The organism is Streptomyces sp. NBC_00236 (assembly GCF_036195045.1).
GTDB lineage: Bacteria > Actinomycetota > Actinomycetes > Streptomycetales > Streptomycetaceae > Streptomyces.
In genome coordinates this window covers 1,236,923-1,259,111 of sequence record NZ_CP108100.1, presented here as the reverse complement: position 1 = coordinate 1,259,111, position 22,189 = coordinate 1,236,923, and the positions used below count along the sequence as shown (strand labels likewise).

The following is a 22,189-nucleotide window of genomic DNA, read 5'->3' as shown; positions in this document are numbered from 1 at the left end:
TGTCGGGCCGCGGACGGCCGGTGCCCCGCCCCCGGCGCCCGGCGGGGGCGGGGGCGGGGTATGCCCGGCCCGTTCAGGCTCGTGCGGCGAGTCAGGAGGCGACGAAGCGCGCGATCTGGCCCAGCACGATCGTGTCCGCCAGGTACCCGATGTGGGTCTGGCAGAGCACGTTGTTGTTCGTCGCGCCGCTCAGCCGGGTGCTGGTGTACGGGAGGATGATGCCGTCGCACGCGGAGTACCAGGTGGCGTACCTGGTGTCGCCCGGGGTCTCGTCACCGGAGGAGATCTGGGAGATGAACGACGAGCCCGGGTACATCTGCTGACAGGTCGTGTAGATCAGGCAGGCACTGGCGAAGGTCGTTCCGTGGTTCGCGCCCGCGATGGAGGCCAGGTGGCTGACGCTGCTGTGGCCGCCCAGGACCTTCAGGTAGTACTGGCTGACGAGGCCGCCCATCGAGTGGTTGACGATGGCGACCTTGCTCGCGCCGGTCTGGGACTTGACGTTGTTGACGAAGGCGGCCAGGCCCTGGGCGTTGGTGATGTTGTTGCCGTACGAGTTGTACTCGTAGGCGAAGAGCTTGGAACTGGACCAGCCGTTCAGCTGGAAGACGCTCTTGGCGGTCACCCAGTTGGAGGCGTTGCCGGTGTACCCGTGGACGAAGACGACCGGGGTGCTGGTCGACAGGGGCGTCACGGCCGCCGCTGCGGTCGTCGCGGCGGGCGCACGGTCGGCCGCGCCGGCCGCCGACGTCGAACCGAACAGGGTGAACGCGACCGTGACGGCCGCGAGGACGCCGAGAAGCCGGCGGGGTGAACGACGACGCATGGGAGCACTCCTGACAGGGGTGTGGGGAGGCGGGGATGCGGATGCCTGCATGGATCAGGGTCGGGGCGCGGGTCACGGGCGGCATCGGTGATTTCACCGGTGTTCGCGAGCGACCGGGGCCGCACACCGGGGCGGGGCCACTGCCACGACGTGCCGGTGGGCCCGGCCGCGCCCGGCCCGTATGGCGCCGGATGATCGCAAGTCTTTGCATAAAAGTGCAGGCTTGCGTATAGTCATGCCATCGACGAGGAGGATTTCGATGGTGGTACGTGCAGCGGTGGCAGGGGCGAGCGGATACGCCGGCGGGGAGCTGCTCCGCCTTCTGCTGGTCCACCCCGAGGTCGAGATCGGGGCCCTCACAGCGAACTCCAACGCGGGCCAGCCGCTCGGCGCCCTGCAGCCGCACCTGCGGCCGCTGGCCGGCCGGGTGCTCCGGCCGACCACCGCCGAGGTGCTCGCCGGGCACGACGTGGTCTTCCTCGCCCTGCCCCACGGGCAGTCCGCCGCCGTCGCGGAGCAGCTCGGTGACGAGGTGCTCGTGGTCGACATGGGGGCCGACTTCCGGCTCAAGGACGCCGCGGACTGGGAGAAGTTCTACGGCTCGCCGCACGCCGGAACCTGGCCCTACGGTCTGCCCGAACTGCCCGGCGGACGGGCGGCGCTGGCGGGGAGCAAGCGCATCGCGGTGCCCGGCTGCTACCCGACGGCCGTCTCGCTCGCGCTCTTCCCGGCGTACGCGGCCCAGCTCGCCGAGCCCGAGGCCGTCATCGTCGCCGCCTCCGGAACCTCCGGCGCGGGCAAGGCGGCCAAGCCGCATCTGCTCGGCTCCGAGGTCATGGGCAACATGTCGCCGTACGGCGTCGGCGGTGTCCACCGGCACACGCCCGAGATGATCCAGAACCTCAGCGCCGCCGCGGCCGAACCGGTCACCGTGTCCTTCACCCCGACCCTCGCCCCGATGCCCCGCGGCATCCTCGCCACGTGCAGCGCGAAGGCGAAGCCCGGCGTCAGCGCCGAGTCCCTGCGCGCCGCGTACGAGAAGGCCTACGCGGACGAGCCGTTCGTCGACCTGCTCCCCGAGGGGCAGTGGCCCGCGACTGCCGCCGTGTACGGCTCCAACGCCGTCCAGATCCAGGTCGCGTACGACGAGGCGGCCGGCCGGATCATCGTGATCAGCGCCATCGACAACCTCGCCAAGGGCACCGCGGGCGGGGCCCTGCAGAGCATGAACATCGCCCTCGGACTCCCCGAGGACACCGGACTTTCCACGATCGGAGTGGCACCGTGAGCGTCACGGCAGCACAGGGATTCTCCGCAGCGGGCATCGCCGCGGGAATCAAGGAGAGCGGCAACCCGGACCTGGCCCTCGTGGTCAACAACGGTCCGCGTCGCGCCGCCGCGGGCGTCTTCACCTCCAACCGTGTCAAGGCCGCTCCCGTCCTCTGGTCGGAGCAGGTGCTCAAGGGCGGCGAGGTCTCCGCCGTCGTCCTCAACTCCGGCGGAGCCAACGCCTGTACGGGACCGCAGGGCTTCCAGGACACCCACGCCACCGCCGAGAAGGCCGCCGAGGTTCTCGAAGGCCACAGTGCCGGTGAGATCGCCGTCGCCTCGACCGGCCTCATCGGCCTGCTGCTCCCCATGGACAAGCTGCTGCCCGGCATCGAGAAGGCCGCGGCCGCCCTGAGCGAGCACGGCGGCGAGAAGGCCGCCATCGCCATCAAGACCACCGACACCGTCCACAAGACGGCCGTCGCCGGCGGCGAGGGCTGGACCGTCGGCGGCATGGCCAAGGGCGCGGGCATGCTCGCCCCCGGCCTGGCCACGATGCTCGTCGTCCTCACGACCGACGCCGACGTCGCCGCCCCCGGACTCGACGCCGCGCTGCGCGACGCCACCCGGACCACGTTCGACCGGGTCGACTCCGACGGCTGCATGTCCACCAACGACACCGTGCTCCTGCTGGCCTCCGGGGCGAGCGGCATCACCCCGGAGCAGGGAGAGTTCGCCGAGGCCGTACGGGCCGTCTGCGACGACCTCGCCCGGCAGCTGATCGGTGACGCCGAGGGCGCCTCCAAGGACATCCGGATCGAGGTCGTGAACGCCGCGACCGAGGACGACGCCGTCGAGGTGGGCCGCTCCATCGCCCGTAACAACCTCCTCAAGTGCGCCATCCACGGCGAGGACCCCAACTGGGGCCGGGTGCTGTCCGCCATCGGCACCACGAAGGCGGCCTTCGAGCCGGACGAGCTGAACGTCGCCATCAACGGCGTCTGGGTCTGCAAGAACGGGGGAGTGGGCGAGGACCGCGACCTCGTGGACATGCGCTACCGGGAGGTCAAGATCACCGCCGACCTCGCCGCGGGCACCGAGTCGGCCGTCATCTGGGCCAACGACCTCACCGCGGACTACGTCCACGAGAACAGCGCGTACAGCTCATGACCACCGCGCGGAAGCACACCGCACTCCCGAAGGCGCAGATCCTCATCGAGGCGCTGCCCTGGCTGACCCGGCACAACGGCAAGACCGTCGTCATCAAGTTCGGCGGCAACGCCATGATCGACGAGGAGCTGAAGGCCGCCTTCGCGCAGGACGTCGTCTTCCTGCGGCACGCCGGCCTCAAGCCCGTCGTCGTGCACGGCGGCGGGCCGCAGATCAGCGCCCAGCTCGACAAGCAGGGCCTGGTCAGCGAGTTCAAGGCCGGTCTGCGCGTCACCACGCCCGAGGCGATGGACGTCGTACGGATGGTGCTCGCCGGACAGGTCCAGCGCGAGCTCGTCGGTCTGCTGAACCAGCACGGGCCGCTGGCCGTGGGCATGACCGGTGAGGACGCCCACACCATCACCGCGATCCAGCACCGCCCCGTGATCGACGGCGAGGCCGTGGACATCGGCCGGGTCGGCGAGATCACCGCGATCGACACCGGGGCCATCCAGGCACTGCTGGACGACGGCCGCATCCCGGTCATCTCCTCCATCGCCCGCTCGGCGGAGGACAACCACGTCTACAACGTCAACGCCGACACCGCGGCCGCCGCCCTGGCCGCCGCGCTGAACGCCGAGACGCTGATGGTCCTCACCGACGTCGAGGGCCTGTACGAGGACTGGCCCAACAGCGACGACGTGATCAGCCGCCTCACCGCCACCGAGCTGGAGAAGCTCCTGCCGGAACTCTCCAGCGGCATGGTGCCCAAGATGCAGGGCTGCCTGCACGCCGTGCGCAACGGCGTGGAGACGGCCCGCGTCATCGACGGCCGGGTCCAGCACTCGATCCTGCTGGAGATCTTCACCGACGAAGGAATCGGCACGATGGTCGTGCCCGACGCACAGGGGGAAGCATGACCAACGCCGAGCTCTCGCAGCGGTGGCAGCACGCGCTGATGGACAACTACGGCACCCCGAAGCTGTCGCTCGTCCGCGGCGAAGGCGCCCATGTGTGGGACGCCGACGGCACCCGGTACCTCGACTTCGTCGGCGGCATCGCGGTGAACGCCCTGGGCCACGCCCACCCCGCGGTCGTCGAGGCGGTCTCCACCCAGATCGCCTCCCTCGGCCACGTCTCCAACCTCTTCATCGCCGAGCCGCCCGTCGCGCTCGCCGAACGGCTGCTCCAGCTCTTCGGACGCACCGGCAAGGTCTACTTCTGCAACTCGGGCGCCGAGGCCAACGAGGCCGCGTTCAAGATCGGTCGGCTGACCGGACGTACCCACATGGTGGCCACCGACGGCGGCTTCCACGGCCGGACCATGGGCGCCCTCGCGCTCACCGGCCAGCCGAAGAAGCGCGATCCGTTCGTCCCGCTGCCCGGTGATGTCACGCACGTCCCGTACGGGGACGTCGAGGCGCTGCGGGCCGCGGTGACCACCGACACCGCGCTGCTGATCATCGAGCCGATCCAGGGCGAGAACGGCGTGGTCGTGCCGCCCAAGGGCTATCTGGAGGCGGCCCGGGAGATCACCCGCGCCACCGGCACCCTGCTGGTCCTCGACGAGGTCCAGACCGGCATCGGCCGGTGCGGTACCTGGTTCGAGTACCAGCAGCACCAGGGCGTGGAGCCCGACCTCGTCACGCTCGCCAAGGGGCTGGGCGGCGGACTGCCGATCGGCGCCACGGTGGCGTTCGGCGAAACCGCCGAGCTGCTCGCGCCCGGCCATCACGGCACGACGTTCGGCGGCAACCCCGTCGCCTGCGCCGCCGGTCTCGCGGTCCTGGACACCCTGGCCGCCGACGGTGCGCTGGACAACGTGAAGCGGCTCGGCGAGAGGATCCGCGACGGTGTGGAGGGCCTGGGGCACCCCCTGGTCTCCCACGTCCGGGGCTCCGGCCTGCTGCTGGGTATCGTGCTCACCGAGCCCCTCGCACCCCAGGTGCAGCAGGCGGCTCAGGGAGCCGGACTCCTGGTGAACGCACCCGCCCCCGATGTCGTACGGCTGATGCCGCCGCTGATCATCGGTGAGGCGGACGTGGACGCGTTCCTCCAGGCACTGCCCGGCGCTCTCGACGCGGCTTACGGGGACGGACGATCCGGAGAGGGACACACCGGAGAATGAGGCGACGACGATGACCGAGGCGCAGGAATCCGAGCACGGCGGGCCGTCCGTGCCGCAGACCCGCACCGCACGCCACCGCCGGATCGTGGACATCCTGAACCGGCAGCCGGTGCGTTCGCAGAGCCAGCTGGCCAAGCTCCTCAGCGATGACGGGCTGAGCGTCACCCAGGCGACGCTCTCCCGGGACCTGGACGAGCTGGGCGCGGTGAAGATCCGCAACACCGGCGGCGAGCTGATCTACGCGGTGCCGAGCGAGGGCGGATTCCGTACCCCGCACGCACCGCTGGGCGGCTCCGCCAAGGAGGAGCGGATGCGCCGTCTCTCCGCCGAACTGCTGATCTCGGCGGAGGCCTCTGCCAACCTCGTCGTGCTGCGTACGCCTCCGGGCGCGGCCCAGTTCCTCGCCTCGGCGATCGACCAGGCCGAACTGCACGACATCCTCGGCACCATCGCGGGTGACGACACCCTCATGCTGATCAGCCGCGACCCGGCCGGCGGACAGGCGCTCGCCGACCACCTGCTGCGGCTCGCCCAGAACGACCGCTGACGAGCGGTCAGTACCGGGTGATCGCGGTCGGACCCGAGCGGGTCCCGATCGCGATGTGCGGACGGCGGGCCGGATCGGCCCAGGTCAGGATCCGGTCCATCGCGGCCGCCGGCACGGAGACACAGCCGGCGGTCGCGCCGCGTCCGTTGACATGCAGAAAGATCCCGGCGCCCCGGCCCCGTACCGGCCGGACGTAGTTGAAGCCGATGACGAGGGCCCGCGCGTACTGCGTCGGGTACGTGATCAGGTGCTCGGCCTCGTCCGCCCGGCAGTCGGCGGGACGCGGCTCCACCCACCGGTTGTAGGCGCGCGCCGCGTTGTCCTGGCACCACCACGACCGGTCGCCGACCCGGCGGTACGGATAGCGCGTCCCGGGCCGGGCCGCCTCGACCCCGAACGCGTACGGCAGTTCGTACAGCCCCGTAGGCGTCGTGTTCGTGCCCTGCTTGCGCGAAGCCCCCTCCGCCAGCCCGTTGGCCCCGAACCGCGCGGGCGCCGACCCGGCCGCCACCCAGCGGCCGCCCCGCAGACTCCACCAGGTGACCGTGCCCGTGGTGGAGGCGGTACCGGGCGCCTCGGCCGTGATCAGCTGGCTGCCGCCGCCCGTGTCGGCCAGCCGCCACGGCAAGGGCGCCGCCACCGGGGGACGGGCCCCGACGAGGCCGGCGAGAGCGAGCAGGACCGAACCGGTGACCAGGACCGACCGGCACATGGGGGGTGGGCGAAGGAGCGGGGCCGGGTGCGTGCAGCTGCAAGGCGGAGGATTGAGGCATGGCGGAGCCATGGTGATTGACGACAACGCGGCAGATGCGCGTGCCCAGCCCCGCGACGCCACCCCCCATGTGCCGGTCGGTCCAAGTCTGCGCATGCCCGGACCGTAGACCGGCCGCCCCCCGGCCACCTGCCGGCCTGCTCCGTACGGCCCAGCCGCTCAGGGTTCCAGCCGGTGGGACGCCTACCCCGCTGCCCGGAGCAGCCGCTGCGCCGCCACCCGCACCGCCCGCGACCGGTCCGGCGCGTTCCGCTCGGACAGCCATTCCCGGGAGAGGCCGGCCGCGTGGGGCAGCAGGGCCCGGGTGGCCGCCCTGACCACCGCTGATGACGGGTCGTCGATCAGCGGGGCCAGCCCGGCCCGCGTCACGGCATCGAGGGCCCGCAATCCGGTGACCGCGTGGACGCGCACGGCCGCGGCGGGATGGTGCACCAGGGCCCACAGCGTCTCCGCGTCCGAACGGTCACCGCATTCGCCGAGTCCCGCGGCGGCACCCGGCTCGGTGACCTCGCCGGTGCACATCGCCCGGTACAACGGCAGCGGTTCGGTCCCGCCCTGTCGCAGTACGTACCGGGCGCAGGCCCGTACGACTCCCGAACGGTCCGTGAGCCAGGCCCGCGCCTCGTCGTGCCGCCCGGTGCGCCGCAGCGCGGTGACACCCGCCGCCCGCACGCGCCCGTTCCTGGCCGTCAGCAGGACGCCGAGCACGTCGTCGTGGTCCTCGTCCCGCATCGACGCGATGGCCGCGTCCGCGCAGAGGTCCTGCAAGGACGCGTCGCCGGAACCCGCGGCCAGGCGGGCCAGCCGGCCCGGCGCGAGGAGCCCGCGGTCGAGCGCGATGCGGTGGGCGAGCCGGCGGGTGGCGCGGTCCTCGCTCGTCAGCAGGGCCTCCGCCTGGGCGGCGGGCCCTTCACGCAGTCCCCGGTCGAGCAGGTCCACCGTGAACCGGCCCTGCTCGCGCCGGGCCAGCAGCAGGACCAGTTCGGCGCACGCCGCGAGTGCGGGCGCCGGCACCTCCGACAGCAGCGCCCGGGCCCGATCGCGTACCGGAGCCGCCCAGTCCGTGCACCGCACGATCAGGAGCGGCAGCAGGGCGGGGGAGTCGGGCGTCAGGTCGAGGGCCGCCGCACGGACCCACCCGTCGTGGTGGCACAGGGCGATGACGGTCGCCGATTCCGATTCGGCCCAGCGGTTGCCGCTCCGCCGCAGGGACGGCATCGGTGCGTTCCAGTGCCACTGCAACCACCGGCCGGCCGGTGCGACGTAGCTTCCGAGGTCCTGGGGCGGCAGATCACGTATCGCGCGGTCGAGCGCCGGCCAGCATTCCGCTGCGGAGTGTCCGAGCGCCTCGTTCAGGGACGCGCCGCCGGCCAGTTGCCGCGCCGCGGTCGAGGCGTCGTTCATGGTCCCCCCCTGGGTGTGCCGAAGATGCAGACCGTAGCGGGGACGGCGCAGCGGCGCCCGCGTTTTATCCGGCGGCGGCGCTGTCCCGGCCCGCCAGCTTTGACAAAACATACAGAGGACCACATAGTTATGCCTGATAGTGATTGCGGCAGTGGCTGCACCGTGGGCCGCGCCGTGAGCAGGCATCCGTGACCGGGTGGGTCGCACTCGCGCGGGCCGGCGGTCGCCCGTCCAACCCCCTGGTTCTTCCGAGGAGCACGCAGTGAGCAACGGCAACGGCAACGGCGACGTACGTCTCTGGGGCGCCCGCTTCGCGGACGGTCCGGCCGAGGCGCTGGCCAGGCTGTCCGCGTCCGTCCACTTCGACTGGCGGCTCGCGCCGTACGACATCGCCGGCTCCCGCGCCCACGCGCGCGTCCTCAACAAGGCGGGCCTGCTCACCGAGGACGAGCTGCAGCGGATGACCGCCGGGCTCGACCAGCTGGAAGCCGACGTCGCGGACGGCTCCTTCACCGGCACCATCGCCGACGAGGACGTGCACACCGCTCTGGAGCGCGGGCTCCTGGAGCGGCTCGGCCCCGACCTCGGCGGCAAGCTGCGTGCCGGACGGTCCCGCAACGACCAGATCGCCACGCTCTTCCGGATGTACCTGCGTGACCACGCCCGCATCATCGGCGGTCTGATCGCCGAGCTCCAGGACGCCCTGGTCGGCCTCGCCGAGGCCCACCCGGATGTGGCCATGCCCGGCCGTACGCACCTCCAGCACGCCCAGCCGGTCCTCTTCGCCCACCACGTCCTGGCGCATGTGCAGTCCCTGTCCCGGGACGCTGAGCGGCTGCGGCAGTGGGACGAGCGGACCGCGGTGTCCCCGTACGGCTCCGGAGCCCTCGCCGGTTCCTCGCTCGGGCTCGACCCCGAGGCGGTCGCGGCCGACCTCGGCTTCGAGCACGGTTCGGTGGGCAACTCCATCGACGGAACGGCCTCGCGGGACTTCGTCGCCGAGTTCGCCTTCATCACCGCGATGATCGGCGTCAACCTCTCTCGGATCGCCGAGGAGATCATCATCTGGAACACGAAGGAGTTCTCCTTCGTCACCCTCCACGACGCCTTCTCCACCGGCTCCTCGATCATGCCGCAGAAGAAGAACCCGGACATCGCCGAACTGGCGCGGGGCAAGTCCGGGCGGCTCATCGGCAACCTGACCGGCCTCATGGCCACGCTCAAGGCCCTGCCGCTCGCGTACAACCGTGACCTCCAGGAGGACAAGGAGCCGGTCTTCGACTCCTGCGACCAGCTCGAGGTCCTGCTCCCCGCCTTCACCGGCATGATGGCCACCCTCACCGTCAACCGCGCGCGCATGGAGGAGCTGGCCCCGGCCGGGTTCTCGCTCGCCACCGACATCGCCGAGTGGCTGGTCAAGAAGGGCGTGCCGTTCCGGGTCGCCCACGAGGTCGCCGGTGAGTGCGTCAAGGAGTGCGAGAGCCATGGCATCGAGCTCGACGAGCTGACCGACGAGCAGTTCGCGAAGATCTCCGAGCACCTCACCCCCGAGGTCCGCACGGTCCTCAACGTGGCCGGTGCGCTCGCCTCCCGCAACGGGCGCGGCGGTACGGCTCCCTCGGCCGTCGCCGTCCAGCTGGCCGAGCTCAAGGCGGACCTGGCGGCCCAGCACGCCTGGGCGGCCGCCGGCAAGTAGCCGCGGGTGCATCGCGGGCTACGTTGGGGGTAGGGGAGATTCCTGCCGACGACGAGGAGCCCGCGATGCCGTTCGCCCGACTGACCACAGCGACCACCCCGACCGCTCACATCGGGCTCGGCCTGGCAGCGGTCGGCAGGCCCGGCTACATCAATCTCCATCGCGACCGCGACCTGCCCGGCGAGCGGACCGTCGACGAGCTGCGCGCCCGGACGCACGAACTCCTGGACGCGGCCTACGCGCAGGGCGTCCGGTACTTCGACGCCGCCCGTTCCTACGGCCGCTCCGAGGAGTTCCTCGGCGACTGGCTGACCGCGCGGCCCGAGGTCGGTGACGTCGTCATCGGGAGCAAGTGGGGCTACACCTACACCGCCGACTGGAGCGTCGACGCCGAGGCGCACGAGGTCAAGGACCACACCCTCGCCACGTATCTGCGCCAGCGCGCCGAGACCCGCGAGTTGCTCGGCGACCGGCTCGACCTCTACCAGATCCACTCGGTGACCCCCGACAGCCCGGCGCTCACCGACAAGGAACTGCACGCCCGGCTCGCCGCGCTCGCCGCCGAAGGGGTCAGCGTCGGCCTCTCCACCAGCGGACCGGCCCAGGCCGAGGCGATCCGCGCCGCCCTCGCCGTCACGGTGGACGGCGAACCCCTCTTCCGTACCGTCCAGGCCACCTACAACGCACTGGAGACCTCGGCCGGACCGGCGCTCGCCGAGGCCCATGCCGCCGGGCTCACCGTCATCGTCAAGGAAGCCATGGCCAACGGCCGCCTCGCGGGGACGGAGGCGCCCGCCGTGATGCGGGAGATCGCCGCCGAGGAAGGGCTGGGCAGTGACGCGGTCGCCCTGGCGCTGGTGCTGCACCAGCCGTGGGCCGGGGTCGTGCTCTCCGGAGCGGCGACCGTCACCCAGCTCGCCGGCAACCTCCACGCGGCCGTCCTCGACCTCGACGAGGAACGCAGGGCGCGCCTGGACGCGCTGGTCGAGGAGCCGGAGGCGTACTGGCGGCACCGTGCGTCGCTCCCGTGGAGCTGAGCCCTCCCCGCACTTCTGTCACATCGGACGGATCCCGTACGTCAGTGTGGTGACGGCACACGACGCAGGAGGACGGCTGTGGACGGAAACGATTTCCTGGCGGCACGCTTCGAGGAGAACCGGGCCCGCCTCAAGGCTGTGGCCTACCGGATGCTCGGCTCCGACAGCGAGGCGGAGGACGCCGTCCAGGAGGCATGGATCCGTCTCGGCCGTTCCGACAGCGCGGCGATCGGCAACCTGGGCGGCTGGCTGACCACCGTGGTCGGCCGGGTCTGCCTGGACATCCTGCGCTCGCGCCGCTCCCGCCGCGAGGAACCCCTGGAGACCGGCGCGCCGGAGGCCGACGTGCCCGGCCGTACCCTGGGCCCGCAGTCCGGCGCCGACCCGGAGCAGCAGGCGCTGATGGCCGACTCGGTGGGCCTCGCCCTGCTCGTCGTGCTCGAGACGCTGGAACCGGCCGAGCGCCTGGCCTTCGTGCTGCACGACATGTTCGCGGTGCCCTTCGACGAGATCGCCCGGATCGTGGACCGCACCCCGGCCGCCGCCCGCCAGCTCGCCAGCCGGGCCCGCCGCCGGGTCCAGGGCGCGGACCCGGTTCCCGACCCGGACGCGGCGCGCCGGCGGGAGGTCGTCGACGCGTTCCTCGCCGCCGCCCGCAGCGGTGACTTCGACGCGCTCGTCGCCGTGCTCGACCCGGATGTAGTGGCCCGGTCCGAAGGGGCGGCCGGAGCGGCCTCGCTCGTGCGCGGGGCCGCGAACGTGGCCAGGCAGGCCATCATGTTCGCCCCGTACGGCCGGTCGGCGCGGTTCGCCCTGCTCGACGGCGCCCCGGCGGTCGTCTCGGAGGTGGAGGGACAGCGCTTCTCGGTCATGCGGTTCACGATCGAACGCGGAAGGGTCGTCGAGCTGTTCGTGATCAACGACCCGGCGCGGCTGCCCGGGCTCGACCTGGTCCTCCTCGGCGACTGAGCGCAGGGCGGCGGGGGGCGGTCAGCCGGCCGTTCCCCGGCCGTCCGCCCACGCGGCCAGCGCGTCGAAGTCGGCCCGCACCAGGCCGATCCGCGGATCCGTCGTCAGCAGCAGGCTCTCGCCGCCCGCCCCCTGCTCGGCGACCCAGGCCCGGTCCCGGTCGGTGATCTCGTCGTCGACCCAGGCGAACGGCCGCCCGGCCGCGTACTCCACGACGTACTGCGTCTTCCAGTACGTCCCGGCCGGTGCGGCGCCGTGCATGTCCGGCCAGTCGATGTACGGCAGCCGAGGCAGCCCCAGACGCGGCCCGATCCACTCGTTCGCCTCGTCCTTCCAGGTGGTCGCCCAGATCAGCTCGTAGCGGCCGGCCAGCGCGAGCAGCTCCCCGCCGTGCTCCGGGTTGAGCAGAACGGGCAGGGCCGGGCCGTCGGTCCACCCTGTCGGCCGCATGCGGTGCCTGGTGTATCCCTCCGGCGTGCGGCGGCGGGAGAGCGCTGCGTACGGATTGAGCGGGCCGTCGATGTCGATCAGCAGCAGCGGCTTCATGCGGACATGGTCCTCCGCGCACGGCGAGCGGCGCGAGCCCCTTTCCAGTGAGACATTTACGTCTCATGTGGGTTAGTGTCGTCTCATGACTCTTGATCGTGAGCAGGTGCTGCGCAGCGCCGCCGCCCTGCTGACCCGCAAATCGACGGCCACCATGGACGAGGTGGCCAGAGCGGCCGGAATCGGCCGCGCCACCCTGCACCGGCACTTCGCCGGACGGGACGCCCTGGTCAGGGCGTTGGAGGAGCTGGGGATCCAGGAGTTCGAAGCCGCCCTCGACGCCGCGGTGCTGGACGAGGGCACCTCGCAGGAGGCGCTGCGCAGGTTCGTCGACGCGATCGAGCCCAGCGCCGGGCTCCTCTCCTTCCTCGTGACCGAGAATCAGCTCTTCGAGGGCGACGGACAGAACGACGGCTGGGACCGGCTGGACGCCCGGGTCGCCGCGTTCTTCCGGCGCGGCCAGGAGCGCGGCGAGATCCGCATCGACCTGACCCCGGCCTGGCTGACCGAAGCGCTCTACGGGCTCATCAGCAGCGCCGCATGGGCCGTTCAGGCGGGCCGGGTGGCCGGACAGGACTTCGCGTACATGATCGTCGAGTTGCTGCTCGGCGGCGCACGCCGGAGCGTGGAGCAATGAGCAGCATGGAACAGCAACCGGAGCCCGCGCCCGAGCTCTACCGCCCCGGGCGGTGGATCGCGCTGGCCGTGCTCGTGCTCGCCGTGCTCCTGGTGGCCGTCGATGCGACCGTGCTGGGCCTCGCGACCCCGTTCCTCAGCGAGGACCTCGAACCGACCGGCACCCAACTGCTCTGGATCGGCGACGTCTACTCCTTCGTCATCGCCGGGCTCCTGGTCTCGATGGGCAGCCTCGGTGACCGCATCGGCCGCAAGAAGCTGCTGCTGTGCGGTGCCACCGCCTTCGGCGCGGTCTCGGTGCTCAACGCGTACGCGCACACGCCCGAGATGATGATCCTGGCGCGGGCCCTGCTGGGCGTGGCGGGAGCCACCCTGATGCCGTCCACCCTCGCCCTGATCCGCAACCTCTTCCACGACGCACGGGAGCGCAGCCTCGCCATCGGCATCTGGGGCGCGATGGCCTCGGCGGGCGCGGCCGTCGGTCCCGTCGTCGGAGGATTCCTGCTGGAGCACTTCTGGTGGGGATCGGTCTTCCTGATCAACCTGCCGGTCATGGCGGTGCTCGTCGTCGTCGGCATCAAGATGATCCCCGAATCGAAGAACCCCGCACCCGGGCCCTGGGACCTGCTGAGCGTGGCCCTCTCCCTGGTCGGCATGATCGGGGTCGTCTACGCCATCAAGGAACTCGCCGCCCACGGCGGAAGCTGGGAGGTCGCCCTCTCGGGCCTCGGCGGCCTGGCGCTGCTCATCTGGTTCGTACGCCGGCAGTTCCGGCTGCCCGCCCCGCTGCTCGACATGCGGCTCTTCCACCACCGGGGATTCTCCGGCGCGGTGCTCGCCGACCTGCTGACCATCCTCGGCCTCTCCGGCCTCGTCTTCTTCCTCTCCCAGTTCCTGCAACTGGTCCAGGGGCGCGGCCCGCTGGAGGCCGGGCTCGCCGAGCTTCCCGCCGCGGTCGGCGCGGTCACGGCGGGTCTGCTGGCAGGGACCACCGCCCGCCGCTTCTCCGTACGCGTCGTGGTGACCGGCGGCCTCGCCGGGATCGGCCTGTCACTGGCCGCCGTCTCCGCCGTCCACAAGGACACCGCCTATCCGCTGATCGGCGCGCTCCTGCTGGTCGTCGGCGTGGGGGCGGGCTTCGCCTTCACGGTCACCTCCGACGTGATCCTCTCCAGCGTCCCGAAGGAGCACGCCGGCTCCGCGTCCGCGGTCTCCGAGACGGCGTACGAGCTGGGAGCAGCCCTCGGCATCGCGCTGCTCGGCTCCATCGTCACCGGGGTGTACCAGGACTTCAACGCCCCTGCCGGAACCCCGCCCGACATCGCGGCGGCCGCCCACGAGTCGCTGGGCGGCGCGGTCGAGGCGGCCGAGGCGCTGCCCGAACAGCAGGCGACGACCCTGGTCTCCGCCGCTCAGGAGGCCTTCGTCGACGGGCTGGGGGCCGCCTCCGCCATCGGCGCGGTGGTGCTGATGGCGACGGCGGTCGCCGCCTGGTTCCTGCTGCGCGGCCAGGAGCTGGAGGAAGGCATCGTGCACGACTGACGCGGGCACACGGAAGGGCCCGTACCGCCGACCGGGGTACGGGCCCTTCCTGTGTTCTCGTGTGCCGTGCCGTCGGGCTTCGGGCTCAGGCGGCCTTGGCCTTCGTGGCATACATGTCGACGTACTCCTGGCCGGACAGCCGCATCACCTCGGCCATCACGGAGTCGGTCACCGCCCGCAGCACATAGCGGTCGCGGTCCATGCCCTCGTAGCGCGAGAACTCCATCGGCTCACCGAAGCGGACCGTGACCTTGCCCGGCCGCGGCAGACCGGAGCCGCCCGGCTGCAGCTTGTCCGTACCGATCATCGCGAACGGCACCACCGGAGCCCCCGTCATCAGCGTCAGGCGCGCGATGCCCGTACGGCCCCGGTAGAGGCGGCCGTCGGGGGAGCGGGTGCCCTCGGGGTAGATCGCGAAGGCGTTGCCCTCCTCCAGGATCCGGCGGCCCGTCATCAGCGCCGCGACACCGCCGCGGCCGCCGTCCCGGTCCACCGGGATCATGCCGACACCCGTGAAGAACCAGGCCATCAGCCGGCCCTTGATCCCCTTGCCCGTGACGTACTCGTCCTTGCCGATGAAGAACACCGGACGGTCGCAGCAGATCGGCATGATCATCGAGTCGATGAACGTCAGGTGGTTGCCCGCCAGGATCACCGGCCCGGAACCCGGAATGTTCTCGATGCCCTCCATCCGCGGACGGAACATCAGACGCAGGATCGGTCCGAGCACTGCCTTGATGAGTGCGAGTCGGGACAACGGTTCCTCCGGTGTAGTGGCCGGGCCGGCCGAGGCGACGGATGGTGAGGGTCCATGCAGGTGAGGACGATACTCGCGGGTACTCGCTGATCGCACATCGGGTTCACTCAGTGGATACGCAGTGTTGACGTGTGTTTGCGCCATGTTCGCCCGGATGGCGCCGTCCGGACCGCGCCGCTGCCTACGCTCGGTCATCGCCCGACAGGTGCCGGACATCACATGCGAGGAGCATTCATGACAGAGCGTGCGCAGGCCAGTCCCGGACGACGGACCGTCATGGGCGTGGGGGCCGCCGTACTCGGCACCGCCGCCCTCGGCGTCACCGGAACGGCGCAGGCGGCAGGCAGGTCCGAGGCGAAGTCCGGCGGCCACGGCGGCCGCCGCCTCGACCTGCCGGTGCCCACCGTCATCGGACACCGCGGCACCAGCGGATACCGTCCCGAGCACACGCTCGGCTCCTACCAGCTGGCCCTCGACATGGGCGCGCACATCATCGAGCAGGACCTGGTGCCGACCAGGGACGGCCATCTCGTATGCCGCCACGAGAACGACATCACTGCCACGACCGATGTCGCCGCCCACCCCGAGTTCGCGAGCCGCCGGACGACGAAGAAGGTCGACGGCGTCTCCCTGACCGGCTGGTTCACCGAGGACTTCACCCTCGCCGAGCTGAAGACGCTGCGGGCCAAGGAGCGCATCCCCGGCAACCGGCAGAAGAACACGCTGTACGACGGCCGCTGGGAGGTCCCCACCTTCGATGAGGTCCTGCGCTGGGCCGACCGTGAGGGCCGCAAGCGCGGAAAGCCCGTCTGGCTGTACGTCGAGACCAAGCACCCCACCTACTTCCGCGGCCTGGGCCTCGGCCTGGAGGAGCCGCTCGCCAAGTTGCTGCGCCGCTACAACCGGCACCGTGCCCAGTCACCGCTCATCCTCCAGTCCTTCGAACCCGGCAGCGTCCAGCGGCTGTCGAAGCTCGTCGCCACTCCGCGCGTCGTACTGCTCTCCGGCGCCGGCTCCAAGCCCTGGGACTTCGTGGCGTCCGGCGACCCGCGCACCACCGACGACCTGGTGAAGCCCGCAGGCCTGAAGTGGATGGCGTCCTTCGCGCAGGGCATCGGCCCCACCCTGGACCTGATCATCCCCAAGGACGCCTCCGGCCGGCTCACCACGCCCACCGCCCTGGTGCGGGACGCGCACGCGCAGGGCCTGATCCTGCACCCGTACACGATGCGCAACGAGAACACCTTCCTGCCCGCCGACTTCCGCCGGGGCACGGACCCCAACGCCTACGGGGACGCCTTCGGCGCCTTCGCGGCGTACTTCGCCACGGGAATCGACGGGATCTTCTCCGACAACCCGGACACGGCCCTGCTCGCGGCGGCGGACTTCGCCGGCAAGTAGCGCCCCTCCGGGAGCCGCGTCGTCAGCACCCGGCCGGGGCGTGCCCCGGTCGGGTGGTCCCGGCAGGTTCGGCGGCCGGCCGGCGGTATTGCCGATCGGGTGGGGGCATGACGCTTCTCGATCTTCCGCACACCCTGCCCGCGCAGGGCGCCGCGACCCTCGTCCGTACCTTGTATCCCCTGGTCAGAGCCGAGGCGAGGGCGGAAGCGGCGGCCTCCGCCACCGGCGCGGCCGTCGACCCCGCCGACCTCGAACAGGCCGTCTGGCTGCGGCTGCTGGAGCGGCCGGCCGGTCAGGGACCGCCCCCGGACACCGCCCGCTGGGTGCGGGACACCGTCAGGGCGGAGGCCCGCCGGGCCCGCCGCACCGCCCGGCGCGAGCGCCCCTACCGCGACGAGAGGACCGCCGACCTCTCCGGCGGCCCGGAGCGCGCCGCCCTCGGAGCCGACCAGCGCCGGATGCTGCACGCCGCGGTGGACCGGCTCCCCGGCCCCTGCGCCCGCTTACTGCGCGCGCTCCTTGCCCCGTCCGATCCCACCTACCGGGAAATCGCAGGGGAGTTGGGTATGTCACAGGGGAGTTTGGGCCCGATCCGTTCCCGATGCCTTGGATGTCTGCGCAGAATGCTGGCGGCGGAGGTTGTAGCTCCTGAACTGCGGGGAAAGGAGCGGTAGACAACCGGCGGATCAGGTGAGCGAGAGGCATGCGCAGATGGGCATGAGCGTGATCATCTCGGCGGCGAAGGCACAGGACGCCGAACAGGTCTTGAAACTCCAGTACCTCTGTTTTCAGAGTGAGGCGGAGCTGTACGGGAACTACCGGATCGACCCCCTCGTCCAGACCCTCGACTCGGTACGCGCCGAAATCGCCACGAACCTCGTGTTCGTGGCACGGCTCGGCGAGGAAGTCGTCGGTTCGGTACGCGGGTCGGCGGACCAGGAAGGTACCGGGCAGATCGGAAAGCTCTGCGTCCACCCCCGGCTCCAGGGGCACGGTCTCGGCGCCCGTCTGCTGGGCGCTGCGGAGGCCGGACTGGCCGACCAGCGGTCGGCCACCCGCTTCCGGCTGCACACCGGGCACCGGAGCGAAGGCAATCTGCGGCTCTACCGGCGCGCGGGCTACGCCCCCGTCGGCGACGCCACCGGTCAGGACGGCGTCCGGATGATCCTCCTGGAGAAGGAGGCATCGGCGCCCGCCTATGTGAAGAGCGCTTAGGGGCTGTCCGGCGGATCACGGCCGGGGCCGCGCCCGATCCGCCGGAAAACCCCAGGAGTTACGCGGTCCGGGCGCGGCGCAGCCACATCATCCCGGTGACCGGCAGGATCACCGGGATGAACAGGTAGTCCCGGCCGAAGTACGACCAGACCGTGGCGTCCGAGAACGCCGAAGGCTCGACCAGCGTCCACGTACCCACGATCAGCACTCCGACGAGCTCGGCGGCGCAGCACACCAGCGCCGTCCGTCGCGCCTTCTCGCCCCCGCGCACCAGCGAGTAGGTGATGAAGCCGTAGACCGCCGCCGCGGCGGCCGACAGCACGTAGGACAGCGGGGCCTTCCCGAAGTCCAGGATCATCTGGACGATCGCCCGGGAGGCCGCCGCCACGGTGAACACGCCGTAGAACCAGACCAGTACCCGCCCGGGACCCGTGCCCAGGTCGAAAGGCGGCTTCTCTCCGGCTGCCGCTGCGGGGGTGCGATCGGTGTCGGTCACGGTCAGTTTCCCCAGATGTCGTAGAGCCGTACTTCGAGAACGGCCAGCACGACCGCGCCCGCCGCCACCGTCACCGAACCCCACCGGGTCCGCTCGCTCAGCGACAGGAAGCCCGCCGCCGGTACGGCGAGGAAGGCCCCGATCAGGTACGCGATGAAGATCGTCATGCCCTGTTCCGGCCGCTCACCGCGGGCCAGCTGCACGATCCCCACCACCAGCTGGGACAGCGCCAGCAGGGTGACCACGGCCATCCCGATGAAGTGCCAGTCCTTGGTCGGCTGGTCCCGGTAGGCGGCGAATCCGCACCAGGCGGCGAGGGCGAGGGCGGCCACGCCGACCGCGATCGTCAGGGCGTCAAGCATGAGCCGAGGGTATTACGGTCCGCCGGGGCCGTTGCGTGCGCCCCCGTGCCCGCCCGCCGCTGCCGGCCGGAGTGGTGAGGGGTACGGCGGTCCCGTACGGAGCCGTACCGGGCCCCGCACGGCTCCGTACCGGGCCCCGCGCAGGTCCGGACGGCCGGGGCCGAGGTCGTGGCCTTGGCCACACCTCCTCGTGGCCCGGGCCGCCGAGGGCCGGTACCGGTACCCACTCACCCCCAGCATCGGTGCAGGTCACAGCGTTGCGGGCGGAGGTCGTCCGGGCCCGCCGGGCGACGACACCGCACCATCCACGGCCGTCCGCTATTCGGACAGCCGGTTCGGCGTGAACCTCACGTCTGTTTTACTTGGCCCATGACCACGACGAGCAGCCGCATCCTTGCGACCGAGGCGATCACGACGCCCGGTGCTCGTTGTATGTGTCGAATGCGCGCCTTCTGAGGGCCCACACCTGAGCCTCGCGCCCCGAAGCGAGACCGAGCCGGAGCCGTCCGCACCCAGCGGAACGCGCCCTTCCAGCACGTTGCCCCGCGGCCACCGCCGTGCCCGGCCGTGCCGGGATCCCGCTCGCCACGTCCGATCGAAACGTCCGGACAGCCTCATCGGACGACTTCCCCGTGCCCGGCGGACACCGCGCCGCGCACTCGACAGTGACGGAAACCCTGTGATCACCACTACGGGCCTCACGAAGGTCTACCAGTCGCGCGGCCGTGAGGTCACCGCCCTGGACGGCGTCGACCTGCACGTCCGCGAGGGCGAGGTGTACGGCGTCATCGGGCAGAGCGGCGCCGGAAAATCGTCCCTCATCCGCTGCGTCAACCTGCTGGAGCGCCCCACTTCCGGCACCGTGACCGTCGCGGGCCAGGACCTCACCGCGCTCGCCGGCCGCGGCCGCCGCGCCGGCAAGGAACTGCGCGAGGCGCGCAGCCGCATCGGCATGGTCTTCCAGCACTTCAACCTGCTGGCCTCCCGCACCGTCCAGGGCAATGTGGAGCTCCCGCTGGAGATCCTCGGAGTCACCGGCCGCGAACGGTCCCGCAAGGCGCTCGAACTCCTCGACCTGGTCGGCCTCGCCGACAAGGCCAAGGCCTACCCGGGCCAGCTCTCCGGCGGCCAGAAGCAGCGCGTCGGCATCGCCCGCGCACTCGCCGGCGACCCCAAGGTGCTGCTCTCCGACGAGGCGACCTCGGCCCTGGACCCCGAGACCACCCGCTCCATCCTCCAGCTGCTGCGCGACCTCAACCAGCAGCTCGGTCTCACGGTCCTGCTCATCACGCACGAGATGGACGTCGTCAAGACGATCTGCGACTCCGCCGCGCTGATGCAGAAGGGGCGCATCGTCGAGTCCGGAACCGTCGGCGACCTGCTCGCCACCCCCGGCTCCGCCCTCGCCCACGAGCTGTTCCCGGTCGGCGGCACCGCCTCCGGCCCCGACCGCACGGTCGTCGACGTCACCTTCCACGGCGACGCGGCCGGCCGGCCGGTGATCTCGCAGCTCTCCCGTACGTACAACATCGACATCTCGATCCTGGGTGCCGCGATGGACACCGTAGGCGGCAAGCAGATCGGCCGGATGCGCATCGAGCTGCCCGGCCGGTTCGAGGAGAACGTCGTCCCGATCGGCTTCCTGCGCGAGCAGGGACTGCAGGCCGAGGTCGTCGACGGCCCCGAGGCAGAACCCGTCATCATCCCCGCACCGCTCACCAAGGAGGTGGCGAAGTGACCTGGTCCGAAATGCAGCCGCTGCTGACCCAGGGCACCGTCGACACCCTGTACATGGTCCTGTGGTCCGCCGTCGTCACCGTCCTGGTCGGACTGCCGCTCGGGGTTCTGCTCGTCCTCACCGACAAGGGCGGACTGCTGCAGAACACCCCGGTGAACAAGGTCATCGGCGTGATCGTGAACATCGGCCGCTCGCTGCCGTTCATCATCCTGCTGATCGCCCTGATCCCCTTCACCACCTGGGTCGTGGGTACGTTCATCGGTCCGACCGCGATGATCGTGCCACTCGCCGTCGGTGCCGTCCCGTTCTTCGCCCGGCTCGTCGAGACGGCGGTCCGCGAGGTCGACCACGGGCTCGTCGAAGCGGTCCAGTCCATGGGCGGCTCCATCCCGACGATCGTCCGCAAGGTCCTCCTCCCGCAGGCCCTGCCGTCCCTCGTCTCCGGCGTCACCACCACCGTCATCGTGCTCATCGGCTACTCCGCGATGGCCGGAGCGGTCGGCGGCGAAGGACTCGGCTCCAAGGCCGTCACCTACGGATTCCAGCGCTTCGACAACCAGTTCATGCTCATCACCGTCGTGCTGCTGGTCGTCATCGTCACGGTGATCCAGCTGATCGGCGACGGAGCCGTACGCCTGCTGGCCCGCCGCGGCCGCACCACCTCCTGAGACTTCTCTCCTCCACGAGCCCGCACTCCTTGTCCGGGCGTACCACCATCACCACCTGAAAGAGGCACTCTTCGTGCGTAAGAACATCAAGATCACCGCTGCTGCCGCCGCCACCGCCGCTCTCGCCTTCGGCCTCACCGCCTGCGGTACGGACTCCGACCCGGCGTCCAAGTCCGGCACCGGCGCCAATGCCGACACATCCAAGGCCCTCGTCGTCGCCGCGTCCCCGACGCCGCACGCCGACATCCTGGGCTTCGTCAAGAAGAACCTGGCGGCGAAGGCCGGCCTCAAGCTGGAGGTCAAGGAGTTCACGGACTACGTCCTGCCGAACACCGCCACCGAGACCGGTCAGGTCGACGCCAACTTCTTCCAGCACCAGCCCTACCTGGACGACTTCAACAAGAAGAACGACACGCACCTGGTCTCCGTCGGCACCGTGCACCTGGAGCCCCTCGGCCTCTACTCCAAGAAGGTCAAGGACCTGGGTGACATCAAGTCCGGCCAGACCGTCGCCGTGCCGAACGACACCACCAACGAGGGCCGCGCGCTCCAGCTCCTCGCCGAGAACGGCCTGATCACCCTCAAGGACGGCGTCGGCACCAGCGCCAAGCTGAGCGACATCACCGACAAGAAGGGCCTGGAGTTCAAGGAACTGGAGGCCGCAACCGTCCCCCGCGCCCTGAACGACGTGGACGCCGCCGTCATCAACGGCAACTACGCCATCGAGGCCGACCTCAAGCCCGCCACGGACGCCCTGGTGCTGGAGAAGGCCGACGGCAACCCGTACGCCAACATCATCGCCGTGAAGAAGGGCAACGAGAAGGACGCCCGCGTCGAGAAGCTCGTGAAGCTCCTGCACTCCGACGAGGTCAAGAAGTTCATCGAGGACACCTACCAGGGCTCGGTCATCCCGGCCTTCGGGGCCGCAGCCAAGTCCTGACCCCGGCACGGCACTTGCCCACGGAGCCCCGCACACCCCGCCCGGGTGCGCGGGGCTCAGCCGTGCCGACCCGGCCATGCACAAGGTCCGT

The 22,189-nt window shown here is 71.1% G+C and carries 23 protein-coding genes; 16 read left to right on the top strand and 7 right to left on the bottom strand.

Features of this window, described 5'->3' with window-relative positions:
- Window positions 1-91: 91 nt before the first annotated feature.
- Window positions 92-826 (bottom strand): esterase/lipase family protein, encoded by a 735-nt coding sequence (locus OG446_RS05505; protein ID WP_328892962.1) that lies wholly within the window; start codon window positions 824-826, stop codon window positions 92-94.
- A 259-nt stretch (window positions 827-1,085) separates the two neighbouring features.
- On the opposite strand from OG446_RS05505, the gene argC reads away from it, so the two are divergent.
- The 5 genes from argC to OG446_RS05480 are packed head-to-tail and all read left to right on the top strand — an operon-like array spanning window position 1,086 to window position 5,919.
- A complete protein-coding gene (gene argC, locus OG446_RS05500) occupies window positions 1,086-2,114 on the top strand; it encodes an N-acetyl-gamma-glutamyl-phosphate reductase (RefSeq protein ID WP_328892961.1) in 1,029 nt (342 codons plus the stop codon).
- Window positions 2,111-3,265, top strand: a complete 1,155-nt coding sequence (argJ, locus tag OG446_RS05495) for a bifunctional glutamate N-acetyltransferase/amino-acid acetyltransferase ArgJ (RefSeq protein ID WP_328892960.1) — start codon at window positions 2,111-2,113, stop codon at window positions 3,263-3,265. The genes argC and argJ overlap by 4 nt, the downstream gene beginning before the upstream one ends.
- The gene (gene argB, locus OG446_RS05490) at window positions 3,262-4,164 is read left to right on the top strand and encodes an acetylglutamate kinase (protein ID WP_073737466.1); all 903 of its coding nucleotides are present in this window, start codon (window positions 3,262-3,264) and stop codon (window positions 4,162-4,164) included. The genes argJ and argB overlap by 4 nt, the downstream gene beginning before the upstream one ends.
- Window positions 4,161-5,372, top strand: coding sequence for an acetylornithine transaminase (locus OG446_RS05485; RefSeq protein ID WP_328892959.1), 1,212 nt, complete (start codon window positions 4,161-4,163; stop codon window positions 5,370-5,372). Before argB ends, OG446_RS05485 begins: the two co-directional genes overlap by 4 nt.
- 10 nt (window positions 5,373-5,382) lie before the next feature.
- A complete protein-coding gene (locus tag OG446_RS05480) occupies window positions 5,383-5,919 on the top strand; it encodes an arginine repressor (protein ID WP_328892958.1) in 537 nt (178 codons plus the stop codon).
- Between the two features lie 7 nt (window positions 5,920-5,926).
- On the opposite strand, the gene OG446_RS05475 is transcribed toward OG446_RS05480, so the two are convergent.
- Entirely contained in the window at window positions 5,927-6,631 is a 705-nt protein-coding gene (locus OG446_RS05475) for a L,D-transpeptidase family protein (protein ID WP_328892957.1), read from the bottom strand.
- A gap of 243 nt (window positions 6,632-6,874) precedes the next feature.
- Window positions 6,875-8,095 (bottom strand): hypothetical protein, encoded by a 1,221-nt coding sequence (locus OG446_RS05470; RefSeq protein ID WP_328892956.1) that lies wholly within the window; start codon window positions 8,093-8,095, stop codon window positions 6,875-6,877.
- Between the two features lie 262 nt (window positions 8,096-8,357).
- Between OG446_RS05470 and argH the strand changes: the two genes are divergently transcribed.
- From argH to OG446_RS05455, 3 genes are all read left to right on the top strand, one after another.
- Entirely contained in the window at window positions 8,358-9,791 is a 1,434-nt protein-coding gene (gene argH / locus OG446_RS05465) for an argininosuccinate lyase (protein WP_328892955.1), read from the top strand.
- Window positions 9,792-9,856: 65 nt separating this feature from the next.
- Window positions 9,857-10,828 (top strand): aldo/keto reductase, encoded by a 972-nt coding sequence (locus tag OG446_RS05460; protein WP_328892954.1) that lies wholly within the window; start codon window positions 9,857-9,859, stop codon window positions 10,826-10,828.
- Window positions 10,829-10,906: 78 nt separating this feature from the next.
- Complete coding sequence (locus OG446_RS05455) at window positions 10,907-11,797, top strand: sigma-70 family RNA polymerase sigma factor (RefSeq protein WP_328892953.1); 891 nt, start codon at window positions 10,907-10,909, stop codon at window positions 11,795-11,797.
- A 21-nt stretch (window positions 11,798-11,818) separates the two neighbouring features.
- Here OG446_RS05455 and OG446_RS05450 read toward each other — a convergent pair whose 3' ends face one another.
- Complete coding sequence (locus tag OG446_RS05450) at window positions 11,819-12,343, bottom strand: HAD domain-containing protein (protein WP_328892952.1); 525 nt, start codon at window positions 12,341-12,343, stop codon at window positions 11,819-11,821.
- A gap of 85 nt (window positions 12,344-12,428) precedes the next feature.
- On the opposite strand from OG446_RS05450, the gene OG446_RS05445 reads away from it, so the two are divergent.
- A complete protein-coding gene (locus OG446_RS05445; RefSeq protein WP_328892951.1) occupies window positions 12,429-12,980 on the top strand; it encodes a TetR/AcrR family transcriptional regulator in 552 nt (183 codons plus the stop codon).
- Window positions 12,977-14,521, top strand: coding sequence for an MFS transporter (locus OG446_RS05440; protein ID WP_328892950.1), 1,545 nt, complete (start codon window positions 12,977-12,979; stop codon window positions 14,519-14,521). Before OG446_RS05445 ends, OG446_RS05440 begins: the two co-directional genes overlap by 4 nt.
- A gap of 85 nt (window positions 14,522-14,606) precedes the next feature.
- Here OG446_RS05440 and OG446_RS05435 read toward each other — a convergent pair whose 3' ends face one another.
- On the bottom strand, window positions 14,607-15,278 hold the full coding sequence (locus OG446_RS05435) for a lysophospholipid acyltransferase family protein (protein WP_328892949.1): 672 nt from the start codon (window positions 15,276-15,278) through the stop codon (window positions 14,607-14,609).
- Between the two features lie 234 nt (window positions 15,279-15,512).
- On the opposite strand from OG446_RS05435, the gene OG446_RS05430 reads away from it, so the two are divergent.
- The 3 genes from OG446_RS05430 (at window position 15,513) to OG446_RS05420 (ending at window position 17,894) form a co-directional block, all read left to right on the top strand.
- Window positions 15,513-16,679 (top strand): glycerophosphodiester phosphodiesterase, encoded by a 1,167-nt coding sequence (locus tag OG446_RS05430; protein WP_328892948.1) that lies wholly within the window; start codon window positions 15,513-15,515, stop codon window positions 16,677-16,679.
- A gap of 107 nt (window positions 16,680-16,786) precedes the next feature.
- A complete protein-coding gene (locus OG446_RS05425) occupies window positions 16,787-17,353 on the top strand; it encodes a sigma-70 family RNA polymerase sigma factor (RefSeq protein WP_328892947.1) in 567 nt (188 codons plus the stop codon).
- Between the two features lie 37 nt (window positions 17,354-17,390).
- Complete coding sequence (locus OG446_RS05420; protein WP_328898200.1) at window positions 17,391-17,894, top strand: GNAT family N-acetyltransferase; 504 nt, start codon at window positions 17,391-17,393, stop codon at window positions 17,892-17,894.
- Between the two features lie 58 nt (window positions 17,895-17,952).
- Here OG446_RS05420 and OG446_RS05415 read toward each other — a convergent pair whose 3' ends face one another.
- Complete coding sequence (locus OG446_RS05415; protein ID WP_328892946.1) at window positions 17,953-18,390, bottom strand: hypothetical protein; 438 nt, start codon at window positions 18,388-18,390, stop codon at window positions 17,953-17,955.
- Window positions 18,391-18,392: 2 nt separating this feature from the next.
- Window positions 18,393-18,752 carry a hypothetical protein gene (locus OG446_RS05410; protein WP_148016225.1) on the bottom strand — a complete coding sequence of 120 codons (360 nt, stop codon included), beginning with the start codon at window positions 18,750-18,752 and terminating at the stop codon, window positions 18,393-18,395.
- A 679-nt stretch (window positions 18,753-19,431) separates the two neighbouring features.
- Between OG446_RS05410 and OG446_RS05405 the strand changes: the two genes are divergently transcribed.
- From OG446_RS05405 to OG446_RS05395, 3 genes are all read left to right on the top strand, one after another.
- Window positions 19,432-20,490: a methionine ABC transporter ATP-binding protein gene (locus tag OG446_RS05405; protein WP_328892945.1), complete on the top strand. Its 1,059-nt coding sequence runs from the start codon at window positions 19,432-19,434 to the stop codon at window positions 20,488-20,490.
- Window positions 20,487-21,158, top strand: a complete 672-nt coding sequence (locus OG446_RS05400) for a methionine ABC transporter permease (protein ID WP_328892944.1) — start codon at window positions 20,487-20,489, stop codon at window positions 21,156-21,158. The genes OG446_RS05405 and OG446_RS05400 overlap by 4 nt, the downstream gene beginning before the upstream one ends.
- 73 nt (window positions 21,159-21,231) lie before the next feature.
- Window positions 21,232-22,098: a MetQ/NlpA family ABC transporter substrate-binding protein gene (locus tag OG446_RS05395; RefSeq protein WP_328892943.1), complete on the top strand. Its 867-nt coding sequence runs from the start codon at window positions 21,232-21,234 to the stop codon at window positions 22,096-22,098.
- Window positions 22,099-22,189: the final 91 nt, after the last annotated feature.

What these genes read in the sequence shown, in the direction of transcription:
- OG446_RS05505 (WP_328892962.1), bottom strand. Translation starts at nt 826, where the DNA reads ATGCGTCGTCGTTCACCCCGCCGGCTTCTCGGCGTCCTCGCGGCCGTC.
- argC (WP_328892961.1), top strand. Translation starts at nt 1,086, where the DNA reads ATGGTGGTACGTGCAGCGGTGGCAGGGGCGAGCGGATACGCCGGCGGG.
- argB (WP_073737466.1), top strand. Translation starts at nt 3,262, where the DNA reads ATGACCACCGCGCGGAAGCACACCGCACTCCCGAAGGCGCAGATCCTC.
- OG446_RS05485 (WP_328892959.1), top strand. Translation starts at nt 4,161, where the DNA reads ATGACCAACGCCGAGCTCTCGCAGCGGTGGCAGCACGCGCTGATGGAC.
- OG446_RS05480 (WP_328892958.1), top strand. Translation starts at nt 5,383, where the DNA reads ATGACCGAGGCGCAGGAATCCGAGCACGGCGGGCCGTCCGTGCCGCAG.
- OG446_RS05475 (WP_328892957.1), bottom strand. Translation starts at nt 6,631, where the DNA reads ATGTGCCGGTCGGTCCTGGTCACCGGTTCGGTCCTGCTCGCTCTCGCC.
- OG446_RS05470 (WP_328892956.1), bottom strand. Translation starts at nt 8,095, where the DNA reads ATGAACGACGCCTCGACCGCGGCGCGGCAACTGGCCGGCGGCGCGTCC.
- OG446_RS05460 (WP_328892954.1), top strand. Translation starts at nt 9,857, where the DNA reads ATGCCGTTCGCCCGACTGACCACAGCGACCACCCCGACCGCTCACATC.
- OG446_RS05450 (WP_328892952.1), bottom strand. Translation starts at nt 12,343, where the DNA reads ATGAAGCCGCTGCTGCTGATCGACATCGACGGCCCGCTCAATCCGTAC.
- OG446_RS05445 (WP_328892951.1), top strand. Translation starts at nt 12,429, where the DNA reads ATGACTCTTGATCGTGAGCAGGTGCTGCGCAGCGCCGCCGCCCTGCTG.
- OG446_RS05440 (WP_328892950.1), top strand. Translation starts at nt 12,977, where the DNA reads ATGAGCAGCATGGAACAGCAACCGGAGCCCGCGCCCGAGCTCTACCGC.
- OG446_RS05430 (WP_328892948.1), top strand. Translation starts at nt 15,513, where the DNA reads ATGACAGAGCGTGCGCAGGCCAGTCCCGGACGACGGACCGTCATGGGC.
- OG446_RS05425 (WP_328892947.1), top strand. Translation starts at nt 16,787, where the DNA reads ATGACGCTTCTCGATCTTCCGCACACCCTGCCCGCGCAGGGCGCCGCG.
- OG446_RS05420 (WP_328898200.1), top strand. Translation starts at nt 17,391, where the DNA reads ATGGGCATGAGCGTGATCATCTCGGCGGCGAAGGCACAGGACGCCGAA.
- OG446_RS05410 (WP_148016225.1), bottom strand. Translation starts at nt 18,752, where the DNA reads ATGCTTGACGCCCTGACGATCGCGGTCGGCGTGGCCGCCCTCGCCCTC.